Annotated in this window: 15 protein-coding genes; 5 read left to right on the top strand and 10 right to left on the bottom strand. The window is 35.0% G+C overall.

The genetic code is table 11. The annotated features are described in order from the left end of the window. Positions 1 to 58: 58 nt before the first annotated feature. Positions 59 to 1,255: a tRNA 2-thiouridine(34) synthase MnmA gene (gene mnmA, locus ACN0QX_RS09465; protein ID WP_248395151.1), complete on the bottom strand. Its 1,197-nt coding sequence runs from the start codon at positions 1,253 to 1,255 to the stop codon at positions 59 to 61. Positions 1,256 to 1,426: 171 nt separating this feature from the next. Here mnmA and ACN0QX_RS09460 point away from each other — a divergent pair, with 171 nt between their 5' ends. Beyond that, positions 1,427 to 2,857 carry a fasciclin domain-containing protein gene (locus ACN0QX_RS09460; protein WP_417196603.1) on the top strand — a complete coding sequence of 477 codons (1,431 nt, stop codon included), beginning with the start codon at positions 1,427 to 1,429 and terminating at the stop codon, positions 2,855 to 2,857. A 311-nt stretch (positions 2,858 to 3,168) separates the two neighbouring features. Here the strand turns inward: ACN0QX_RS09460 and ACN0QX_RS09455 are convergent, their stop codons facing one another. The 9 genes from ACN0QX_RS09455 to bshC form a co-directional block, all read right to left on the bottom strand. Continuing rightward, positions 3,169 to 3,873, bottom strand: a complete 705-nt coding sequence (locus tag ACN0QX_RS09455; RefSeq protein WP_417196601.1) for a toxin-antitoxin system YwqK family antitoxin — start codon at positions 3,871 to 3,873, stop codon at positions 3,169 to 3,171. An 89-nt stretch (positions 3,874 to 3,962) separates the two neighbouring features. After that, positions 3,963 to 5,867: a membrane protein insertase YidC gene (gene yidC, locus ACN0QX_RS09450; protein WP_417196599.1), complete on the bottom strand. Its 1,905-nt coding sequence runs from the start codon at positions 5,865 to 5,867 to the stop codon at positions 3,963 to 3,965. A 132-nt stretch (positions 5,868 to 5,999) separates the two neighbouring features. Next, positions 6,000 to 7,640, bottom strand: a complete 1,641-nt coding sequence (locus tag ACN0QX_RS09445; protein ID WP_248395155.1) for a CTP synthase — start codon at positions 7,638 to 7,640, stop codon at positions 6,000 to 6,002. A gap of 183 nt (positions 7,641 to 7,823) precedes the next feature. Beyond that, the gene (locus tag ACN0QX_RS09440) at positions 7,824 to 8,054 is read right to left on the bottom strand and encodes a DUF3820 family protein (RefSeq protein ID WP_248395156.1); all 231 of its coding nucleotides are present in this window, start codon (positions 8,052 to 8,054) and stop codon (positions 7,824 to 7,826) included. Positions 8,055 to 8,066: 12 nt separating this feature from the next. Then, positions 8,067 to 8,468 (bottom strand): OsmC family protein, encoded by a 402-nt coding sequence (locus tag ACN0QX_RS09435; RefSeq protein WP_417196596.1) that lies wholly within the window; start codon positions 8,466 to 8,468, stop codon positions 8,067 to 8,069. A gap of 5 nt (positions 8,469 to 8,473) precedes the next feature. Next, complete coding sequence (locus ACN0QX_RS09430) at positions 8,474 to 10,393, bottom strand: PBP1 and LysM peptidoglycan-binding domain-containing protein (RefSeq protein WP_417196594.1); 1,920 nt, start codon at positions 10,391 to 10,393, stop codon at positions 8,474 to 8,476. A 174-nt stretch (positions 10,394 to 10,567) separates the two neighbouring features. Further along, complete coding sequence (guaA, locus tag ACN0QX_RS09425; RefSeq protein ID WP_248395159.1) at positions 10,568 to 12,103, bottom strand: glutamine-hydrolyzing GMP synthase; 1,536 nt, start codon at positions 12,101 to 12,103, stop codon at positions 10,568 to 10,570. Positions 12,104 to 12,162: 59 nt separating this feature from the next. Further along, on the bottom strand, positions 12,163 to 13,533 hold the full coding sequence (locus tag ACN0QX_RS09420; protein WP_376860210.1) for a pyridoxal phosphate-dependent decarboxylase family protein: 1,371 nt from the start codon (positions 13,531 to 13,533) through the stop codon (positions 12,163 to 12,165). Positions 13,534 to 13,536: 3 nt separating this feature from the next. Beyond that, positions 13,537 to 15,141, bottom strand: a complete 1,605-nt coding sequence (gene bshC / locus ACN0QX_RS09415; protein WP_417196592.1) for a bacillithiol biosynthesis cysteine-adding enzyme BshC — start codon at positions 15,139 to 15,141, stop codon at positions 13,537 to 13,539. A 116-nt stretch (positions 15,142 to 15,257) separates the two neighbouring features. On the opposite strand from bshC, the gene ACN0QX_RS09410 reads away from it, so the two are divergent. The 4 genes from ACN0QX_RS09410 to mgtE all read left to right on the top strand — a co-directional run bounded on the left by ACN0QX_RS09410 (position 15,258) and on the right by mgtE (position 18,665). Next, positions 15,258 to 15,839 (top strand): tRNA-(ms[2]io[6]A)-hydroxylase, encoded by a 582-nt coding sequence (locus ACN0QX_RS09410; protein ID WP_066250111.1) that lies wholly within the window; start codon positions 15,258 to 15,260, stop codon positions 15,837 to 15,839. Positions 15,840 to 15,946: 107 nt separating this feature from the next. Beyond that, on the top strand, positions 15,947 to 17,215 hold the full coding sequence (locus tag ACN0QX_RS09405) for a carboxypeptidase-like regulatory domain-containing protein (RefSeq protein WP_376860205.1): 1,269 nt from the start codon (positions 15,947 to 15,949) through the stop codon (positions 17,213 to 17,215). A 177-nt stretch (positions 17,216 to 17,392) separates the two neighbouring features. After that, positions 17,393 to 17,806 (top strand): magnesium transporter MgtE N-terminal domain-containing protein, encoded by a 414-nt coding sequence (locus ACN0QX_RS09400; protein ID WP_248395164.1) that lies wholly within the window; start codon positions 17,393 to 17,395, stop codon positions 17,804 to 17,806. After that, the gene (gene mgtE, locus ACN0QX_RS09395; RefSeq protein WP_417196589.1) at positions 17,781 to 18,665 is read left to right on the top strand and encodes a magnesium transporter; all 885 of its coding nucleotides are present in this window, start codon (positions 17,781 to 17,783) and stop codon (positions 18,663 to 18,665) included. Before ACN0QX_RS09400 ends, mgtE begins: the two co-directional genes overlap by 26 nt. Positions 18,666 to 18,672 lie beyond the last annotated feature (7 nt).

Raw genomic sequence — 18,672 nt, 5'->3', positions numbered from 1 at the left:
TAATTTGAAATATAGTAACTAATAAAGACGATGCGAAATATATAAACGTACCTAATCCCTATGAAATTACGCCTGAACCAATAAGTTCATCATTTAAATACCACGCTGCAAACTGCCCTTCAGCTATGGCTGACTGTGGGTTTGAAAACTCAATATATAAACCAGATTCTACACGATATAACGTGGCTTTTTCTAATGGTTGCCTGTAGCGAATACGCGCTAAAACCGTCATGGTTTCCCCTTTGGATAGTGCTAAATCTTCACGAACCCAATGCAAATCATCATTTGAAATAAATAAAGCTGATTTATATAATCCAGGGTGTGCTTTTCCTTGACCTGTGTAAATCACATTCTCGTTAACATCAGTATCAATGACAAATAATGGTTCCACGGTTCCTCCAACCGCCAATCCTTTGCGCTGTCCTTTAGTGTAAAAATGAGCACCTTGGTGTTTACCAACTACTTTTCCGTCCGTAACGTTATAATCCGCTTTTCTAGATAAATAGGCTAATTCCAATTCTTTAGAATCAAAAATCGGGTTTGAAATTTCATAATCTGCATAGGTGCTTGGAATTTCAACTATAACGCCTTCTCTTGGTTTTAACTGTTGTTGTAGAAAATCTGGCAACCTAACTTTTCCAATAAAGCACAAACCTTGAGAGTCTTTTTTATCAGCTGTCACTAAATCCAATTTTGTTGCTATATCTCGAACTTCTGGTTTTGTTAACTCGCCTATAGGAAATAATGATTTTGCTAATTGCGCTTGCGATAATTGACATAAAAAGTAGGATTGATCTTTATTGTCATCCACGCCTGCTAATAATTGATGAATAGTTTCACCGTTTTTATCAAAAGATGTTTTACGGCAATAGTGACCTGTTGCTACAAAATCCGCTCCTAAATCTAAAGCGATTTTCATAAACACATCAAACTTGATTTCCCGGTTGCAAAGCACATCAGGATTTGGGGTTCGCCCGCTTTCGTATTCCTTGAACATATAATCAACAATACGCTCTTTGTATTCTTCACTTAAATCGACTGTCTGAAATGGGATTCCTAATTTATCCGCCACTAACATGGCATCATTACTATCATCTAACCAAGGACATTCATCAGATATCGTTACAGAATCATCATGCCAATTTTTCATAAACAAGCCAATAACCTCAAAGCCCTGCTCTTTTAAAAGATAGGCTGCTACACTGGAATCTACACCTCCAGATAATCCGACGATAACACGTTTTTTGTTTTCCATAATTGGGTGCAAAGATACGAAAATCAAGTAATATCTCTTCTTCCTAAGCGGTCCTAATTACAGGCTAAATAATTTATTTTGTTTAAAGTTTTGTTAATTTTAATAAACATAATTAGGGTTTTTGTTTAATGTTTTGTTATATTTGCTAAACAAACATAAAAACTTAACAAAATGAAAACATTAACAGCATTAAAAAGATTTTCGGCTACATTACTAGTAGTCTTATTTATCACATCCTGTAGTAGTGATGATGATAACAACATTTACACGCCGCCAGCACAACAAAATAACATTGTAGATCTAGCGTTGGCCACGCCTGAATTAAGTTCGTTAGTAGCTGCATTACAAGCTGCCGACGGAGATTTAGTTTCAGTATTACAAGGATCAGGACCATTTACCGTTTTAGCGCCTGATAATGACGCGTTTGCAGCATTTTTATCAGCCAATGGATTTGCTTCCTTAAATGATGTACCAACAGATGTATTGTCACAAATACTTTTAAATCATGTAATTTCTGGATCTGTGCCTTCAACCGCTTTGGTAAGTCAAGGCTCTGGTTATGCATCTACTAATGCAACAGGTGCAGGTGGTGCAAGCATGAGTTTATATTTCAATACAGCCAACAACGATGTACGTTTTAATAATGTATCATCTGTTTCAACTGCCGATATTGAAGCATCTAACGGCATCATTCACATAGTTGATGGTGTTATTGGCTTACCAGACGTGGTAGATCACGCCCTTGCAAATTCGAGCTTTAGTAATTTAGTAGCCGCTTTAGGTGCTGCTGATGGTGATTTAGTTTCCGTATTACAAGGAGGTGGACCATTTACAGTTTTAGCACCAGTTGATGCAGCTTTCGCTAATTTTTTAGCGGATAACGGATTCTCTGGGTTAGGTGATGTACCAACCGATGTATTATCGCAAGTACTTTTAAACCATGTATTAGCAGGTGCCACCTTTTCTACAGATTTAGTAAATATGGGTGCGGGTTATACCACAACTAGTGCAACTGGTGCTGGAAACAACCCAATGAGTTTATATTTTAATACTGCATTTGGTGTTGAATTTAACGGAATTTCTACGGTAGCCATAGCAGATGTTGTGGGAACAAATGGTGTTATCCATGCTGTGGATGCGGTTATTGGATTACCAACTGTAGTCGATTTTGCATTAGCGGATCCTACTTTTGAAACTTTGGTTGCAGCATTAACAAGAGACGATTTAACGTTTGACTACGTAGGGACACTTTCTACACCAAATGGAACAGCTCCAGCACCTTTTACAGTTTTTGCACCTACTAATGCAGCCTTTGGTGATTTATTAACAGAATTAAATGTAGCAACTTTAGGTGATATCCCAGAACCAACTTTAAAAGCTACGTTAGATATGCATGCGGTTGCAGGTGCAAACGTAAGATCAAGTGCTTTAATGGATAACATGACTGTTGGTACTTTAGGTGGAAACATAACAGCAAATATTACTGGTGGTGCAACCTTAACTGATGCAAACGGCAGAGTAAGCAACATAATTGCTGTTGATGTTCAAGCTTCCAATGGCGTTATTCATGCTATCGACAAGGTTGTTTTACCACCTTTATAATAGTAAGAAATTTATAGTGTTCAACATTATTGATCGCTATAAATGTGATTAAATTGCTTTGAAAAAGAGAAGCTGTTCTTTAATTAGAACAGCTTTTTTTTATTAAATAACCATAAAACTAGTAGGTGAAAGTTTACAATTAATATATTAAAATCGATTTTGAATTCATGAATATATTACATAGATTGCAGTCCTTATGTTTAGGTATTCCCCATTTTGATTGATTAATAGCTAAAAATTACAAATGCATACCTAACAAAATAAAGCTCCTTAAATCTTTAAGGAGCTTTTATATTTTATGAGCGCAATTCCTAATTAGACTTCTTATACGGATTATTGCTTTTTGGAGTAAAATCCTTTTCTTCCTTTAACGTCCCATTTTCATAATACTTCCAAATTCCATGTTTCTGATCATTACGGTAAGTGCCTTCCACTAATAAAACACCCGTTTCGTTATAAAATTTGGCTTCTCCGTGTAAATTGCCCATTTTATAATGGTGCTCCTTAATAACTGTTCCGTTTTCTGCATAGCCCAAAGTCTTACCATGTAGCTTTCCATTTTCGTAAAGTGCTTTTTCAGCTACTTGCCCACTTAAATAATAAACAAATCGCGCTCCTTCTAGCAATCCTTTATTATTATAATGTTCCAAGGTCATGATTTGCGTTCCATTATTATGGTAGTATTTCCAATCGCCAATATATGTTTTGTCTCGCATGAGCCCTTCGCTTATTACTTTTCCTGTACTACCAAAAAAGGTCACTTTTGCAGTGTCTGTATTAGGATTAAACTCACGTGTAGCAGTCAAAACGGCTTCCCCTTTAATATTTTTATAGAACTTAAACACGCCTATTTCTTTTCCATGTTGAAAAGCGCCTTCATAACGAACAACATTTGTTCCTTCAAAATTCTTTTTCCACTTACCGTCGCGTTTACCGTTGGCATCAAACTGATTAAATGTTTGCGCGAAACTCATAAAACCCATAAATAGTGCTAAAACAAAAAGTATCTGCTTCATAATTATAACCTGTGTATTAAATATCTAAACGAAATAATATAGCATTTGTTATATCAAAAAAGCTGCCAATTAAGGCAGCTTGATTTTTTTTATTTCTTACGCTTTTCTTGCGCTTGTTTCTGTAGTTCGGCTTGCTCCATCATATCAGCCATTTTCTTCTGAAACTTACTTTGTTTTTTCGGTTTCTTCTTATTAATCTGAATTTGAGCATGAATTTTATTTTCATCAAGAATGTAATTCTTAATTACCAACATAATTCCAATACTAATAACGTTAGAAATAAAGTAGTACAAACTTAAACCGGATGCATAATTATTAAAGAAGAATAACATCATTAATGGTGATATGTAAATCATGTACTTCATTAGTTTAGCCATATCTGGCATGCCCTCTTGAGTTGGTTGCGATGCCATTTGCTGTCCTGTTGTCATTTTCATATAAAAGAAAATAGCAATAGAGGCTAAAATTGGAAATAAACTAACGTGATCACCATACCACGGAATGGTAAATGGTAAATTGGCTACAATATCATAAGATGATAAATCGTCTGCCCATAGGAAACTTTTCTGTCTTAAATCGAAAGCCGATGGGAAAAATTGGAATAAAGCATAGAAAACGGGCAACTGTATTAAAGCTGGTAAACAACCACTCAACGGACTGGCACCTGCCTTATTTTGCAAAGCCATAGTTTCCTGCTGCGCTTTCATTTTATTATTCTTATGCTTCTCACGAATAGCATCTAATTCCGGTTTTAAAACTTTTAATTTTGCCTGCGACAGGAATTGCTTGTACTGAACAAATGATAATAAGAACTTTATTAAAATGGTCATTACAATAATAGCCACACCATATGGTAAAAAGCTTGCTAAAAAGGCAAATAATGGAACAAAAACATAACGGTTTATCCAACCGAAGATTCCCCAACCAAATGGAATACTATCTTCTAGACCAATATCATATTTCTGTAAAACCTTGTTGTCTGTTGGGCCAAAATAAAAGCCTAGTTCTTGATTTAACTCACCAGCATTTGCTTCTAAAGCAAATCTTGTTTGATACGCCTTTGTAAATACGGTATCAACTTCTTCATTTTCCACCAGATCGGTTGAATTGAATTGAACGGATTTTAATGGCACTTTGGACGTTAAAATACTGCTAAAGAAATGCTGTCTGTACGACAACCAACTTACATCAACTTCTGTTTCTTCATCTTCACCCGTTGGGCTTAATTTATCAATTTTACCACCTTCATATTGATACGTTAATCGCGTGTATCGGTTTTCATAACTGATACTTTTATCATGACGATAGGTTTGTAATTGCCAGTCTAAATTTATGGGTTGCGAGCTATTAATAACATTACTTAAGCCTTGGGAACGGATTGTAAAACCAACCATATAATCATTTGGTTGAATTTCATAACGATATTCTAAAAACTGATTCGCAGACACTTTAAGTTTCATGGAAACGACCGTGTTTTCACCATTTTTAGTTACCGTTGGTTCAAAATATAAATCTTGGGTATTTAGAATGCGACTATCCGTGGTACCGAAATTAATATTAAAATCCGTATTCCCATCTTTTATAAGATAGATTGGAATGGAATCAAAATCGACAAACTTCTTTAATTTAACTTCAGATAAATATCCCCCTTTATTGCTAAATTTTAAATCTAAAACCTCCGTTTTCACTTCTGTTTCATTGGATTTTGCAGATGGCAGGCTTGCGGAATAGGCAAAAGCACCTAATTTATTTTGTAAGGCTACAAATTGGGTAGAATCTTGGGCGTTAGCTACTGAATAATCTTCCGCCGTTGTAACAGCAGTTTCTTTCTGATTTTGAGCTTGCTTTTCAGCTTCAACTTGCTCTTGTTTAGCGCGTTCTTGTTCTGCTAATTCCTCTGGAGTTGGCTGGTTGGCGTACATCATGTACACTAATATTCCAAAAATTAGGACAAACCCTATTATCGAATTCAGGTCAAATTTCTTTTCTTCCATATATTAAATTGGTTGTCGTTTTAAAACTACCGATGGCAAACCAATGCGTTAAATCGATATATTTCAAATAGGACACGTATAAAAAATTATCAAATAAATAGTTTTATGCTGTTCACAAAAAACTATCCAAAATTATTTTTGTGCCATAGTGGCACTTTTATTCTTGTTTTTATGTTTTAAAGCTGCTTTAACAAAAGCCACAAAAAGTGGATGCGGATTAGCAACCGTACTTTTATATTCTGGGTGATATTGCACACCAACAAACCAAGGGTGTTCTGGAATTTCTACAATTTCAACCAAGTTGGTTTCCGGGTTTATTCCTGTAGCCACCATTCCTGCAGCCTCAATCTGTTCTTTATATGTGTTGTTAAATTCATAACGATGTCTATGGCGTTCCTCTATAGAATTAGATTTATACACCTTATGCGCAATACTATTGGCTTTCAAATTACAAGTCCAAGCACCTAAACGCATGGTACCACCCTTTTCCGTGACATCCTTTTGCGACTCCATTAATCCAATTACGGGATTTGTAGTTTTAGGATCCATTTCTGTTGAATTGGCATCTTTTAAATTCATCACATTTCTACCAAATTCAATGACTGCCATTTGCATTCCTAAACAAATTCCAAAAAATGGCATGTTGTTTTCACGCACATACTTTACAGCATCAATTTTTCCTTCAATACCACGTTCACCAAAACCAGGCGCTACTAAAATACCATTCAAATGTGATAGTTTTGCGTGGATATTATCTGCATTTAAATATTCTGAATGAATAGGTTCTACATGAACTTTAACTTCATTTTCGGCACCTGCATGAATAAAGGCTTCTAATATGGATTTATACGAATCTTGTAACTCAACATATTTCCCAATTAAACCGATAGTAACTTCGGTTTTAGGGTTTTTTAGTCGTGTTAAAAATTCATTCCAACGGGTTAAATCTGGCGCGTGACTTTCCAATCCTAATTTTTTCAAAACAACGGTATCTAAACCTTGCTTCAGCATTAAATTAGGCACATCATAAATAGTAGAGGCATCAATAGATTGGATAACGGCTTCTTCACGAACATTACAAAACAACGCTAATTTTCTCCGTAAATCCATTGGGAGTTCATGCTCTGTACGGCAAACAAGAATATCTGCCATTACACCACTTTCCATTAACGTTTTAACACTGTGTTGGGTTGGTTTTGTTTTCAGCTCGCCAGCAGCCGATAAATACGGCACCAAGGTTAAATGAATAACTAAACCATTCTTTTCCCCTAAATCCCAACGTAACTGTCTCACGGCTTCAATGTATGGTAAGGATTCAATATCACCTACTGTTCCACCTATTTCCGTAATTACAATATCAAAATTACCAGAATTACCCAGCTTTTGAACGCGTTCCTTAATTTCGTCGGTAATATGAGGAATAACTTGAACCGTTTTTCCTAAAAATTCCCCACGACGTTCTTTATCTATAACGCTTTGATAAATGCGTCCTGTTGTAACGTTATTTGCTTGGCTAGTTGGTACGTTTAAAAAACGCTCGTAATGACCTAAATCCAAATCGGTTTCTGCACCATCATCCGTTACATAACATTCGCCATGCTCGTACGGATTTAATGTTCCTGGATCTATATTAATATACGGGTCTAATTTCTGAATGGTTGTCCGGTATCCTTGAGCTTGCAAGAGTTTCGCCAATGAGGCTGCTATAATGCCTTTACCGAGAGAAGATGTTACACCTCCTGTTACAAATATGTATTTTGTTGTAGTTGTCATGTTGCGCTGTTAAACGCCTGCAAATTTACAATATTAAGTTTAATAGTTTGGGTGTTTCGGAGTTTATTTTGAAATGAAATTGAAGAGGAAATAAGTTGCGGAGATGTTTGTTGCCTAGCTACCGTTAGGAAGGTGGAAAGGCGCAAAGTTTTGACTGATTCCGATAGCTATCGGGACTGAAAACTATCGCTTCGGGAAATTGCGTTTAATGTTATGGATTAATTCTTCCAATCCATTTAATTTTAGTTCGTAAACGGACTGTAGCATCTCGCCTAATTTACCGGTCGGAAATCCTTTATTATGATACCAAACTATATAATATTCGGGTAAATCTATTAAATACCGATCCTTATATTTGCCATAAGGCATTTTAGTATGCGCGAGTTTTATAAGAAACTCTCTGTCTGGTTCCATGATTAGTGGGTTTTATTTCCAGTTGAATGATACAACTTTTTCTATATCAGGATGTAAACTGTAAAGCACAGGACAAGTATTAGCCGTATGTTCTAAAATTTTACGGGTTTTTATACTAGCTAACTCTGGAAAACTAAAAACAATTTCAATTTTTGAAATACGACGTGGATTGGAAGCCATCGTTTTTCTTACTTCTGCTTGGGTTCCTGCCATTTCATAATTCATATCTTGGGCTTTTATTCCCATAACCGTCATCATGCAATTTGCCAATCCAGTAGCAACTGTATCGGTTGGCGAAAATGCTTCGCCTTTGCCATTATTATCAACGGGCGCATCCGTAACAAAGGTGTTTCCTGATTTTACGTGGGTGTTTTCTGTGCGTAATTCGCCTAAATACATTACGGTTGCTGTCATAATTATTACTGTTTTATCTCTACGATTTTTAAATCTTCATACTTTACCAAATACACCGTATTATTAAAATAACCTCCTAATAATTTCTTTTTATAGGCGAATTTATTTTCAACATATTCCGTTAAAGGGGCCTGATTTACAGACTCATAAAGAGTATCGTAATTTACCAAACGCAATACCACGTCCATTGTTAAATCGAAACCACGCACGGCAATTTTGTTAGGTGTTACACCAAACCGCTTGACATAATTATTAGCAAAACTATTATTATCATCTTCATTATACGTTTTTGCAATGGTTGGAAATGTTAATTGCAAATTAGATAAGTGATAATTTGAAACCTCATCATCTTCAAAGGCACTTCCCATTTCCGTGGTTGCTAAAATAATTTTTCGGTCTTTAGAAATCAAAGAATTCAATTTACTCGTTACATTGGATACGAATCCGGGATTAGAGGTTTCTAAAAACACCATATTTTTACCAGGTTTAAGCTTTGAAATAATATCGGTATCATAAATATAAAATGCATCCTTTTGTTCTTTATCTTTTCGAGAATAGATTTGAGAAGCTGTTGGGAAATGCGTTTTTAAATCGTTAGAAACTTTTACGCGACTTTGATCGGCAATAATGATAATTTGACTAATTGAAGAATCTTTCTTTACGTAATTTACAATTTTATCCTTTAATAAATCTTCCGAAGGCATGGTTTGAAAAACATGATCTGAAAGTTTTAAATCCTTTAAATTAGGCGAAATTAGCGGGATATTGCGACTTTGTAATTGGGAAGAAACTTTTTCAAACGTTCCAGACATTAATGGCCCTATAACGGCATGAACCTCATCAAAATTATTTTCGTTTAATATGGTTGATACTTCACTAACCATATTTTTAGTATCATAAACATCTACTTTTAAATTAACGCCTATTTTTTTAAGAGAATCTAAAGCTACAACCACACCGGAATAAAAATCTAATGAGGTATTTAAAAATGGGTCTTTTTTAATTTGTGCTTTCGCATCAGCAACGGAATCTACATTGACACGATTTAGTTTAAACGGCAACATGATAGCTATATGTTTCTGTTTGTAACTTGAAATAGAGTTTGTTAAATCCGTGCTTTCTAATTTTATGTTTTCATCTTCAATAGTGGCATTGAAAGGGACTTTTAAAATCATCCCTACTTTCAGTCCGCTTTCAATTAATTCTGGATTTAACGTTTCCAATTGACTTTGCTCCAAACCTAATTTAACTTTCAGACGGTAAAAACCTTCTTTAGGCAAAACCTCATAATATGAATATTGATTATCTACGGGCTTCTCTTCTGTATTACCAATATTTGGCACATTAATAACTTCGCCTTCTTGTAAAACAGGACTCATTCCAGGATTTAAAGCCTCCAATTCAGCAACTGTTATTCCAAATTTATAAGCAATACGCCATTTTCCTTCTTTTGGTAAAACGGTATAGGTTTTGGCTGTTTCTTCTGGTTGAGAAACTGTAAACACTTTTTTATAAACAGGTATTTTTATTTCATCGCCTTTACGTAGGTTGTTGGCATATAAAAAGGTGTTGTGTTTTTTTATTTCGTCTTGTTCCACACCATACTCTTTAGATAAGCTGTATAATGTTTCTCTACGCTTTACTTTATGAGTTTTAAATCCTGTTAGCTCCTTTTCAATAGCGGCATGTGGTGCTGATTGATTTATTTTTTTATTTGGAATAATTAAAACCGCATTGGTTTTTAATTCCTTTTTGGCATCCGGGTTTAAAGCGTAAATATCAAAAGGCGTTAGCTGATATTGTCTGGCAATAGCCTCTATGGTTTCACCAGGTTTTACCTTATGTGTTTTATAATTTTGTGCTTGCGATGTGGAACCACAACCAAATAGTATTAGGATGCTTAAAATGCAAAATAATTTCTTCATAATCTATATACGTTCTGCGTTGCGTTAGCGATTGCAACGTTATCCTTTTTATTCTTTTTTATAAATATAAGCGATATAAAAAGATTTAAGTGTAAAGCGCGACCCTTGTGGTAACGCCCAACTTCACGATATCATTTTTTAGTTCCTTAAAAATAACGCGATAGCACATTTCGTTTATTCCCACTCAATGGTTGCTGGTGGTTTAGAACTAATATCATACACTACTCTATTAACGCCTTTTACTTTATTTATTATCTCGTTTGATGTTTTTTGTAAAAACTCATAAGGTAAATTTACCCAATCGGCTGTCATACCATCGGTACTTTCTACGGCTCTTAAGGCGACACATTTTTCGTATGTACGCTCATCACCCATTACACCAACGCTATTGACAGGCAACAAAATAGCACCGGCTTGCCAAACGCTATCATAGAGATTCCACTTTTTAAGGTTACCAATAAAAACCGCATCAACCTCTTGTAATATACGTACTTTTTCAGCTGTAATATCTCCTAGAATACGAATAGCCAATCCAGGCCCTGGAAACGGATGACGCCCCAATAAATTTTTATCCATATCCATGGAAGCACCTACACGACGGACTTCATCTTTAAATAAAGCTTTCAAAGGTTCCACAATTTTAAGTTTCATAAAATCGGGCAATCCACCAACATTGTGGTGACTTTTAATCGTGGCACTTGGGCCTCCTGTTGCCGAAACACTTTCAATAACATCTGGATAAATAGTGCCTTGAGCTAACCATTTTACATCAGAAATTTCATGAGCTTCATCATCAAAAACTTCAATGAACACACGACCAATGGCTTTACGTTTTTCTTCGGGATCGCTTTTTCCTGCTAGTGCATCCAAAAAACGTGCCGAAGCATCTACGCCTTTTACGTTAAGCCCCATGTCCTTGTATTGATCCAACACATCTTGAAACTCATTTTTACGTAAAAGCCCATTATTTACGAAAATACAGTAGAGGTTTTTTCCAATAGCTTTATGCAATAACATAGCGGCAACCGATGAATCTACCCCTCCTGATAATCCTAGAACAACCCGATCATTTCCTAATTTATTTTGTAGATCTTCAACGGTTTCTTCTACAAACGACTGTGGCGTCCAATCTTGTTCTACTTGCGCTATATGAACTAAAAAGTTTTCTAGTAATTGTTTTCCGTCCTTGGAATGGTATACTTCTGGGTGAAATTGAATGGCATAGGTTTGTTCGCCTTCAATTTTGTAAGCTGCATTTTCAACATCTTCCGTGCTGGCTAATAAAATGCCATTTTTTGGAAGTGTTTTAATGGTATCACTATGACTCATCCAAACCTGACTACCTTGGTAAATATTGTGAAAGAAATCTTCCTTTTCCTTTATAAACGATAGATGAGCACGACCATATTCACGTGTGTTGGAAGGTGCGACTTCGCCTCCTGAAAAATGCGCTAGATATTGCGCACCATAACAAACGGCTAATAAAGGTTTTTCACCACGAATATGTTTTAAATCGGGATGTAAAACCGCCTCACCTCTTACAGAATTTGGACTTCCTGAAAGAATAACCGCTTTATAGGTTTCTAAATTGTTTGGAATTTTGTTATACGGATGAATCTCACAGTAAATGTTGAGTTCTCTAACGCGACGCGCAATTAGTTGTGTGTATTGCGAACCGAAATCTAATATTAATACGTTGTTGTGTTGCATGTGCAAAAATAACAATTGATTTATGAATAGCTATTTATGAGTTGTACTTTTTTGAATAATTAATTCATGGATTCTAAAATAAGCTGAATATCTTTTTCGGTTGTATCCGGATTGATAAAGCAAAAACGGGAAACTGTTTCATATTCATCTCCATTTTTCCATTTCGTGGGCGTTACTAATGCAAAGCCTTTTTCATGATTATCATAGGTCCAATTCGTATAATCTTCCGGTTTCCAACCAATACGTCTGTATAATACACATGACAAACTTGGCGCTCTTACCAATTCTACATTTGGGTTTTCCTCAATCATTTTCCCTGCAAGCTGGGCCAATTCCAAACCACGTTCAACAGATTTTTTATAACGATCTGTTCCATGTGTAGCCAAGGAAAACCATAAAGGCAAACCACGGACGCGACGTGTTAATTGAATTTGATAATCCGTTGGGTTAAACCCATGCGCGCCTTCATCTTTAAAAATATCTAAATAAGATCCTTGTTGGGAATGTGCTTCTTTAGCCAGTTCTGGTTCTTTATAAATAACAGCACCACAATCATAAGGTGAAAACATCCATTTATGCGGATCTATTGTAATACTATCTGCACGTTCAATACCATTAAACAAATGTCTTACCGAATCGGCTGCTAAGGCACCACCGCCATAAGCGGCATCTACATGAAACCATAAGTTTTCTTGCTCACAAACATGGGCAATACCGTCCAAATCATCAATAATTCCAGCATTGGTTGTTCCCCCAGTTGCCACAACCGCAAATAACCGTTTGCGTTGGTGAAAGTTTAAACCATCAATGGTTTTTCGTAAATCATCACCGGTTAATCGTTCTTCTGTATCCACCAATAAAATATCCACATCAGCTACTTTTGCCATGGCCTTAATAGACGAATGTGCTCCAATAGATGTAATGATTAAGCCTTTTTCACGCTTGTAGGTGTCATCGCGTCGCCAAAATTCCCGTGCTGTAACAATTGCCGATAAGTTAGCTGCAGTACCACCACTTGTAAATACTCCAAATGCTCCTTCTGGCAAACCAGTTAAAGAAACAATCCAAGACATAGCTTCATTTTCGCAGAAAATACCACCAGCACCTTCCATCCAATACGCCCCGTGAATACTAGAAGCTGACGTTACCAAATCGAACATAATGGCTGCTCGTGTTGGTGAGGCTGGAACAAAAGCTAAATTTCTTGGATGATCTACTGGAACATTAGCTTTGGACAAATGCTCTTTCCATAAATTGAAAGCGTACTCACCACCAACACCTTTTTCTGTTACGGTTTCGCCAACAATAGCTTTTAATTCTTCGTATTTTTTAGGCTTCCCTATTGGGTGTTCGGTAGATGAAATTCTACCAATAGCATATTTCATGACATCTAATGTCATTTCAATAAGCTCCATATCAATTTTATGCATGAATTACTCTAAATTTAATATTATAAACTCGTTTTTCAACGGTTGCAAATTTACCATTAACTGTTGAATTAATTGGTCTCCAAACTCTAAATAAAAGGTAGAAAAATTGGTTTGACGCTCTTGTAAACTTTGGTTTGGAAATAATTCATTCTGCATACTCTTAACACGCTGTAAAACATCCGATTGCTTTCGTTTTTGTGCTTTTAGCAGGCGTTTTTCTAAATGTTCTAATCCATTTATTTGTTTTGTTTCTTGAGCCGAAACAGCACCTTTAAAGGATTTATCGGTTTGTTCGGCCAACTGATATAAATCATCAAACTGCTTTTTAAGATGGTCTTTTTGTTCCGAGAAATCGATTTTGATTTTTGAAATGTCTTTGGTTACTTTCGTTAATAAATCCGACTGCTTTAAAAACAGATCTTTATTTTCTAGCCCTAGTTTTTCTAATTTTTCTTCCTGTTTGTTAGTCGTTAATAACACCGAATTCCGCAATAATAACATGGGAAACGGAATATTCTGAGCTTCAAAGTTTGACTTCAATTGAAACCAATAGGCCAATTCACCTCCTCCTCCAATATAGCAGAGATTTGGCAACACCACTTCTTGAAATACGGGTCTTAAAATAACATTTGGACTAAAGCGCTCCGGATGATTTTCAACCTCTTCTAGTAGTTGCTTTTTACTCCATGAAATTTCTGTTTCTAAAACCTGATAAATACTATCAATTTCTACAATGCGTTCACGCAAACCAGATTTAATATAGAACAGATTAATCTCACGTGGATTAACTTGAATTTTATAGTTTTCTGATAGTGCGTTTAGCTTTTCATTAGTTTTCGAAACGTTTTCAAAAGAAGACTGATTAATAAGTTCTTCTTTTATATATGGACTGAACGCATTCTTTAAACTTTTATCATTTCCGTCTATAATAACCAATCCAAATTCTGCAAATAAGTGGTTTACCAAGTAACGTGTAGCTTCAGTAAGGTTATCATTTTCCAAATAGCTATTCTGAAAAAGCTCGATTAATTTATCACTATTTTTACTTTTAGGAAGTTGCTTGGAAAACACTTCGAAAACGGATTTAAAACCTTCTAAATCTAATTCGCCAACTGGACCAGAAGCCTTTCGGTTCCAGGATACTTTTTTGCCATCAAAATTAAAGTAATTAATTTCTTCAAAATCATGATCTTCCGTTGCCATCCAATAAAAAGGCACAAAATGATAATTAGGGTTTACTGTTTTTAATTCTTTACATAAATTAATAGTCGAAATAATTTTATAGAAGAAATAAAGTGGCCCCGTAAAAATATTTAACTGATGTCCTGTTGTAACCGTAAAGGTGTTTTCGTTTTGTAATGCATCAATATTTTTACGCGTTTGTGGAGATATTTTTGTGTTTTTATATTGTTCATTTAAACTAGCTACCAAAACCGATCGTGAGGTTTTACTAAAAGACGCTTTTTTTTCGGCAATCTGATCTTGAAAATTTTCTAGTTTTGGAAACCTATTATAGAAAGGTTTTAAAATAGATTTTTCATCTAAATAATCACATATTAATGGCGAAAAATAGTTGGTGTCTCTAAACGGAATACAGTGGGTTGGCATAGTTAGGTGTTGCTATTTTTAAAAAAGTAAAGATACGTTTTCTAGTCTTAAAAATAACTTAAAATATATACAGACAAGCACTAGAAAGATTGCTTATATTTACCAAAAATGAATTTATGTTAGGATTAAAATTAGCTACAGACCCACGATGGGTGGATATTGCAGAATCAAATTTGGAAGAAATATTAACCGATCATGCGTGGTGTGAACAAAAAGCAGCTACAAATGCTATTACCATTATTACGCTTAATTCGGAATATACGGATTTGGTAACGGAATTATTAGCTTTGGCAAAAGAGGAGTTGGAACATTTTGAAATGGTTCATGACATTATAAAAAAGCGTGGTTACAAATTGGGTCGTGAGCGTAAAGACAGTTACGTAAACGAGCTTTATAAATTTATGAATAAAGGCGGTAGTCGCATTCAAGCAATGGTAGACAGACTTTTGTTTTCTGCAATGATTGAGGCTAGAAGTTGCGAGCGTTTTAAAGTGTTATCTCAAAACATTAATGATCCTGAATTGGCTAAATTTTACCATGAATTAATGATTAGTGAAGCAGGACATTACACCTTATTTATAGGTTTTGCTAGAAAATACGGCCAAGATGTGGATGTGGATAAGCGCTGGAAAGAACTTATTGACTTTGAAGCAGAAGTGATTCAGAACTACGGAAAATCGGAAACCATTCATGGATAATTGTGGATTATATTTGGAATGGATTATACGAAATTAAAATATATCAACCCCCAACACTAGTCGGTTTCATGATTTTTCAGTAACTTTTATCTCATAATTTTTAAGCTATGAAAAGATTAGTATTTCTCAAGTATTATTTCAGTTTTCTTCTGATGTTTGGAATGTTTGTTTCAGGATTTTCACAGATAGCAAACGATTCTATAGTAGAAATAACCGGAAAAATTATTGATAGCAAAACGAATGACCCTCTGGTGTTTGCAGATTTATTAGTTTCCAATTCTAATATGGCAACTATTTCCAATACAGAAGGTAATTACCTGTTAAAGTTACCTTCAGATTACATAAACCGTTCCATCTCCATTACCTATTTAGGCTATGCCGAAAAGAAAATTCCAATTTCTACAATTATAAGCAATAGCACCATTTCTCTAGACCCAACATTTACACCTTTGGATGAAGTTAATATTTCCAGACCAAAAAGTGCAGAAATATTAGTGCGCTTAATGTTAGAGCGAAAAGAAGAAAATTATATAGAATCTGGTTTAGAAATGACAGGTTTTTACAGAGAAACCATAAAAAAAAGACGTCAAAACGCGTCCTTATCCGAAGCCGTTGTTTCCATTTATAAGCAACCAAACAGCACGAATAGACAGGATGCTGTTGAAGTTATAAAAGTTAGGAAAACAACTAATTACTCTAAACTTGACACCCTGGCTTTCAAACTTCAAGGTGGTCCTTTTAACAATTTGTATGTGGATATTATGAAGTACCCACAATATATCTTTAATAAAGATAATTTAATTCATTATGATTTTTCTTTTGATAGCTCAACTATAATAAACGACCAGCTGGTTTATGTTGTTAATTTTAAACAAAAGCCCGAATTACAAATTCCGCTTTATTATGGTAAACTTTATATAGAATCTAATAACTATGCGCTGACTAGCGCTATTTATAGTTTGAATGTAGAAAACCAAGATATGGCTAGCGAATTATTTGTGAAACGGAAACCTAGACGTGTTAAAGTGTATCCAGTAGAAGCCAATTACCGTGTAAACTACCGTAGTAGCAATGGAAAATGGTATTACAGCTACAGTAATATTTTACTAACTTTTAAGGTAAATTGGAAAGGACGATTATTTAATAACCAGTATACTTTAAATAGTGAAATGGCCATTACCAATTGGAACTATGCCGATGAACGGTATTCCAGACCTGAAAACAAATCTGGTATTTTAAAACCTTCAAGCATTTTAATTGATGAAGCTTCAGGTTTTCTGGATACGGAATTTTGGGGACAGTATAATATTATAGAACCTGAAAAATCTATTGAATCTGCCATTAAGAAAATTCAAAAGCAATTGGACAAATCGTAAATTCGTGTTCTTTCTATTAAAATTATTTCTTAAAAATGACTAAATTCAACTAAAGTCGTTCAAAAGGAAATCAGGATTAATGGCATAAACCCATTGCAACAAACAACTATGCGCGCGACTAAAACAGAACTTTTACAACTTATTAAAGAAAAAAAATGGCGCTCATTAAAGCGTTCTATGAAAAATTTCGACGCGCTAGAAGCTGCTAATTTGGTAGAAGAAACCCATAAAGCTAATAAAATAATTTTATTCCGGTTACTTTCTAGGCAACAGGCGAAAGGTGTTTTTAAAATTCTTCCGCATTCCGAACAGGAAATAATTATTCAGGGTTTGGCAGAAAACTCCCAAAAACTAACGCGACTTTTAACGGATATAAATCCCGATGATAGAACAGCGTTTTTTGAAGAATTACCCGGTGATATTGCGCAGCGACTTATTGAAAAACTGTCGCCGGAAGAACAGAAAATTACAAATCAACTTTTAAGTTATCCCAAGGATAGTATTGGCCGAATGATGACCCCGGAATTTGTTGCCATCAAAGATTACTTTACTGTGGAAGAAGCTTTTGCTCATAATAAGACAACATGGTAAAGATTCTGAAACGCTTAATGTTATTTATATAATTGACTCGCTTTGGAAACTTATTGATGATATAACCATTAAAGAATTAATTCTAGCAAATCCAAATGATCTTGTAAAGAATCTAATTAATGAACGGTTTGCATCCTTAAACGCGCTAGATGACCAAGAAACGGCCATTTCTGTTTTTAAAAATTACGACCGGGTTGCTTTGCCAGTATTGAGTGAGGAGGTTGTGCTTTTGGGCATTGTAACCTTTGACGATATTATGGATGTAATTGAAGAAGAATCTACAGAAGATTTTCATAAGTTCGGATCCATACAAAACGTGAGCAAAAACCCTTTGAAGGAACGCATATTCACTTTATATAAAAACAGAATTGTCTGGTTGGTGCTTCTGGTATTTATGAATATATTTTCAGGCGCGGCTTTAGAAAATTTTGAAGACGTTATTCAGTCCTTTGTTGCACTAGTTTTCTTTTTAGCATTGTTAATAGATAGCGGCGGAAATGCTGGGTCGCAATCGGCCACACTCATGATTCGCTATTTAGCTTTAGGTCAAATTCAAATTTCTGATTGGTACAAATTAATTGGCAGAGAACTATTAGTATCCTTTATGTTAGGTATAACTATGGCTATTAGTATTGCTGCTGTGGCAAGTTTTAGAGCACCAGATGTTATTGTTGTGGTCTGTATAGCCATGGTTTTAAATGTTATGCTTGGCAGTATCATTGGATTGCTGCTTCCTTTTTTATTTACAAAACTAAAAATAGATGCGGCTACGGCAAGTGCGCCTTTAGTGACGTCACTTGCTGATATATGTGGGGTTTTAATATATTTTTCTTTAGCCTCTAGTTTATTAGAGTTTTAATAAAAAT

Origin of the sequence: Bizionia sp., from assembly GCF_048259285.1 — a bacterium.
In the GTDB taxonomy this organism is placed as follows: domain Bacteria; phylum Bacteroidota; class Bacteroidia; order Flavobacteriales; family Flavobacteriaceae; genus Algorimicrobium; species Algorimicrobium hallyeonense.
Note: the sequence above shows the minus strand (reverse complement) of the source record. Positions and strands in the feature narration are given on the sequence as shown.

Coding starts and splice junctions, on each gene's coding strand:
- mnmA (WP_248395151.1), bottom strand. CDS start 1,255: ATGGAAAACAAAAAACGTGTTATCGTCGGATTATCTGGAGGTGTAGAT.
- ACN0QX_RS09460 (WP_417196603.1), top strand. CDS start 1,427: ATGAAAACATTAACAGCATTAAAAAGATTTTCGGCTACATTACTAGTA.
- ACN0QX_RS09455 (WP_417196601.1), bottom strand. CDS start 3,873: ATGAAGCAGATACTTTTTGTTTTAGCACTATTTATGGGTTTTATGAGT.
- yidC (WP_417196599.1), bottom strand. CDS start 5,867: ATGGAAGAAAAGAAATTTGACCTGAATTCGATAATAGGGTTTGTCCTA.
- ACN0QX_RS09445 (WP_248395155.1), bottom strand. CDS start 7,640: ATGACAACTACAACAAAATACATATTTGTAACAGGAGGTGTAACATCT.
- ACN0QX_RS09440 (WP_248395156.1), bottom strand. CDS start 8,054: ATGGAACCAGACAGAGAGTTTCTTATAAAACTCGCGCATACTAAAATG.
- ACN0QX_RS09435 (WP_417196596.1), bottom strand. CDS start 8,468: ATGACAGCAACCGTAATGTATTTAGGCGAATTACGCACAGAAAACACC.
- ACN0QX_RS09430 (WP_417196594.1), bottom strand. CDS start 10,393: ATGAAGAAATTATTTTGCATTTTAAGCATCCTAATACTATTTGGTTGT.
- guaA (WP_248395159.1), bottom strand. CDS start 12,103: ATGCAACACAACAACGTATTAATATTAGATTTCGGTTCGCAATACACA.
- ACN0QX_RS09420 (WP_376860210.1), bottom strand. CDS start 13,533: ATGCATAAAATTGATATGGAGCTTATTGAAATGACATTAGATGTCATG.
- bshC (WP_417196592.1), bottom strand. CDS start 15,141: ATGCCAACCCACTGTATTCCGTTTAGAGACACCAACTATTTTTCGCCA.
- ACN0QX_RS09410 (WP_066250111.1), top strand. CDS start 15,258: ATGTTAGGATTAAAATTAGCTACAGACCCACGATGGGTGGATATTGCA.
- ACN0QX_RS09405 (WP_376860205.1), top strand. CDS start 15,947: ATGAAAAGATTAGTATTTCTCAAGTATTATTTCAGTTTTCTTCTGATG.
- ACN0QX_RS09400 (WP_248395164.1), top strand. CDS start 17,393: ATGAAAAATTTCGACGCGCTAGAAGCTGCTAATTTGGTAGAAGAAACC.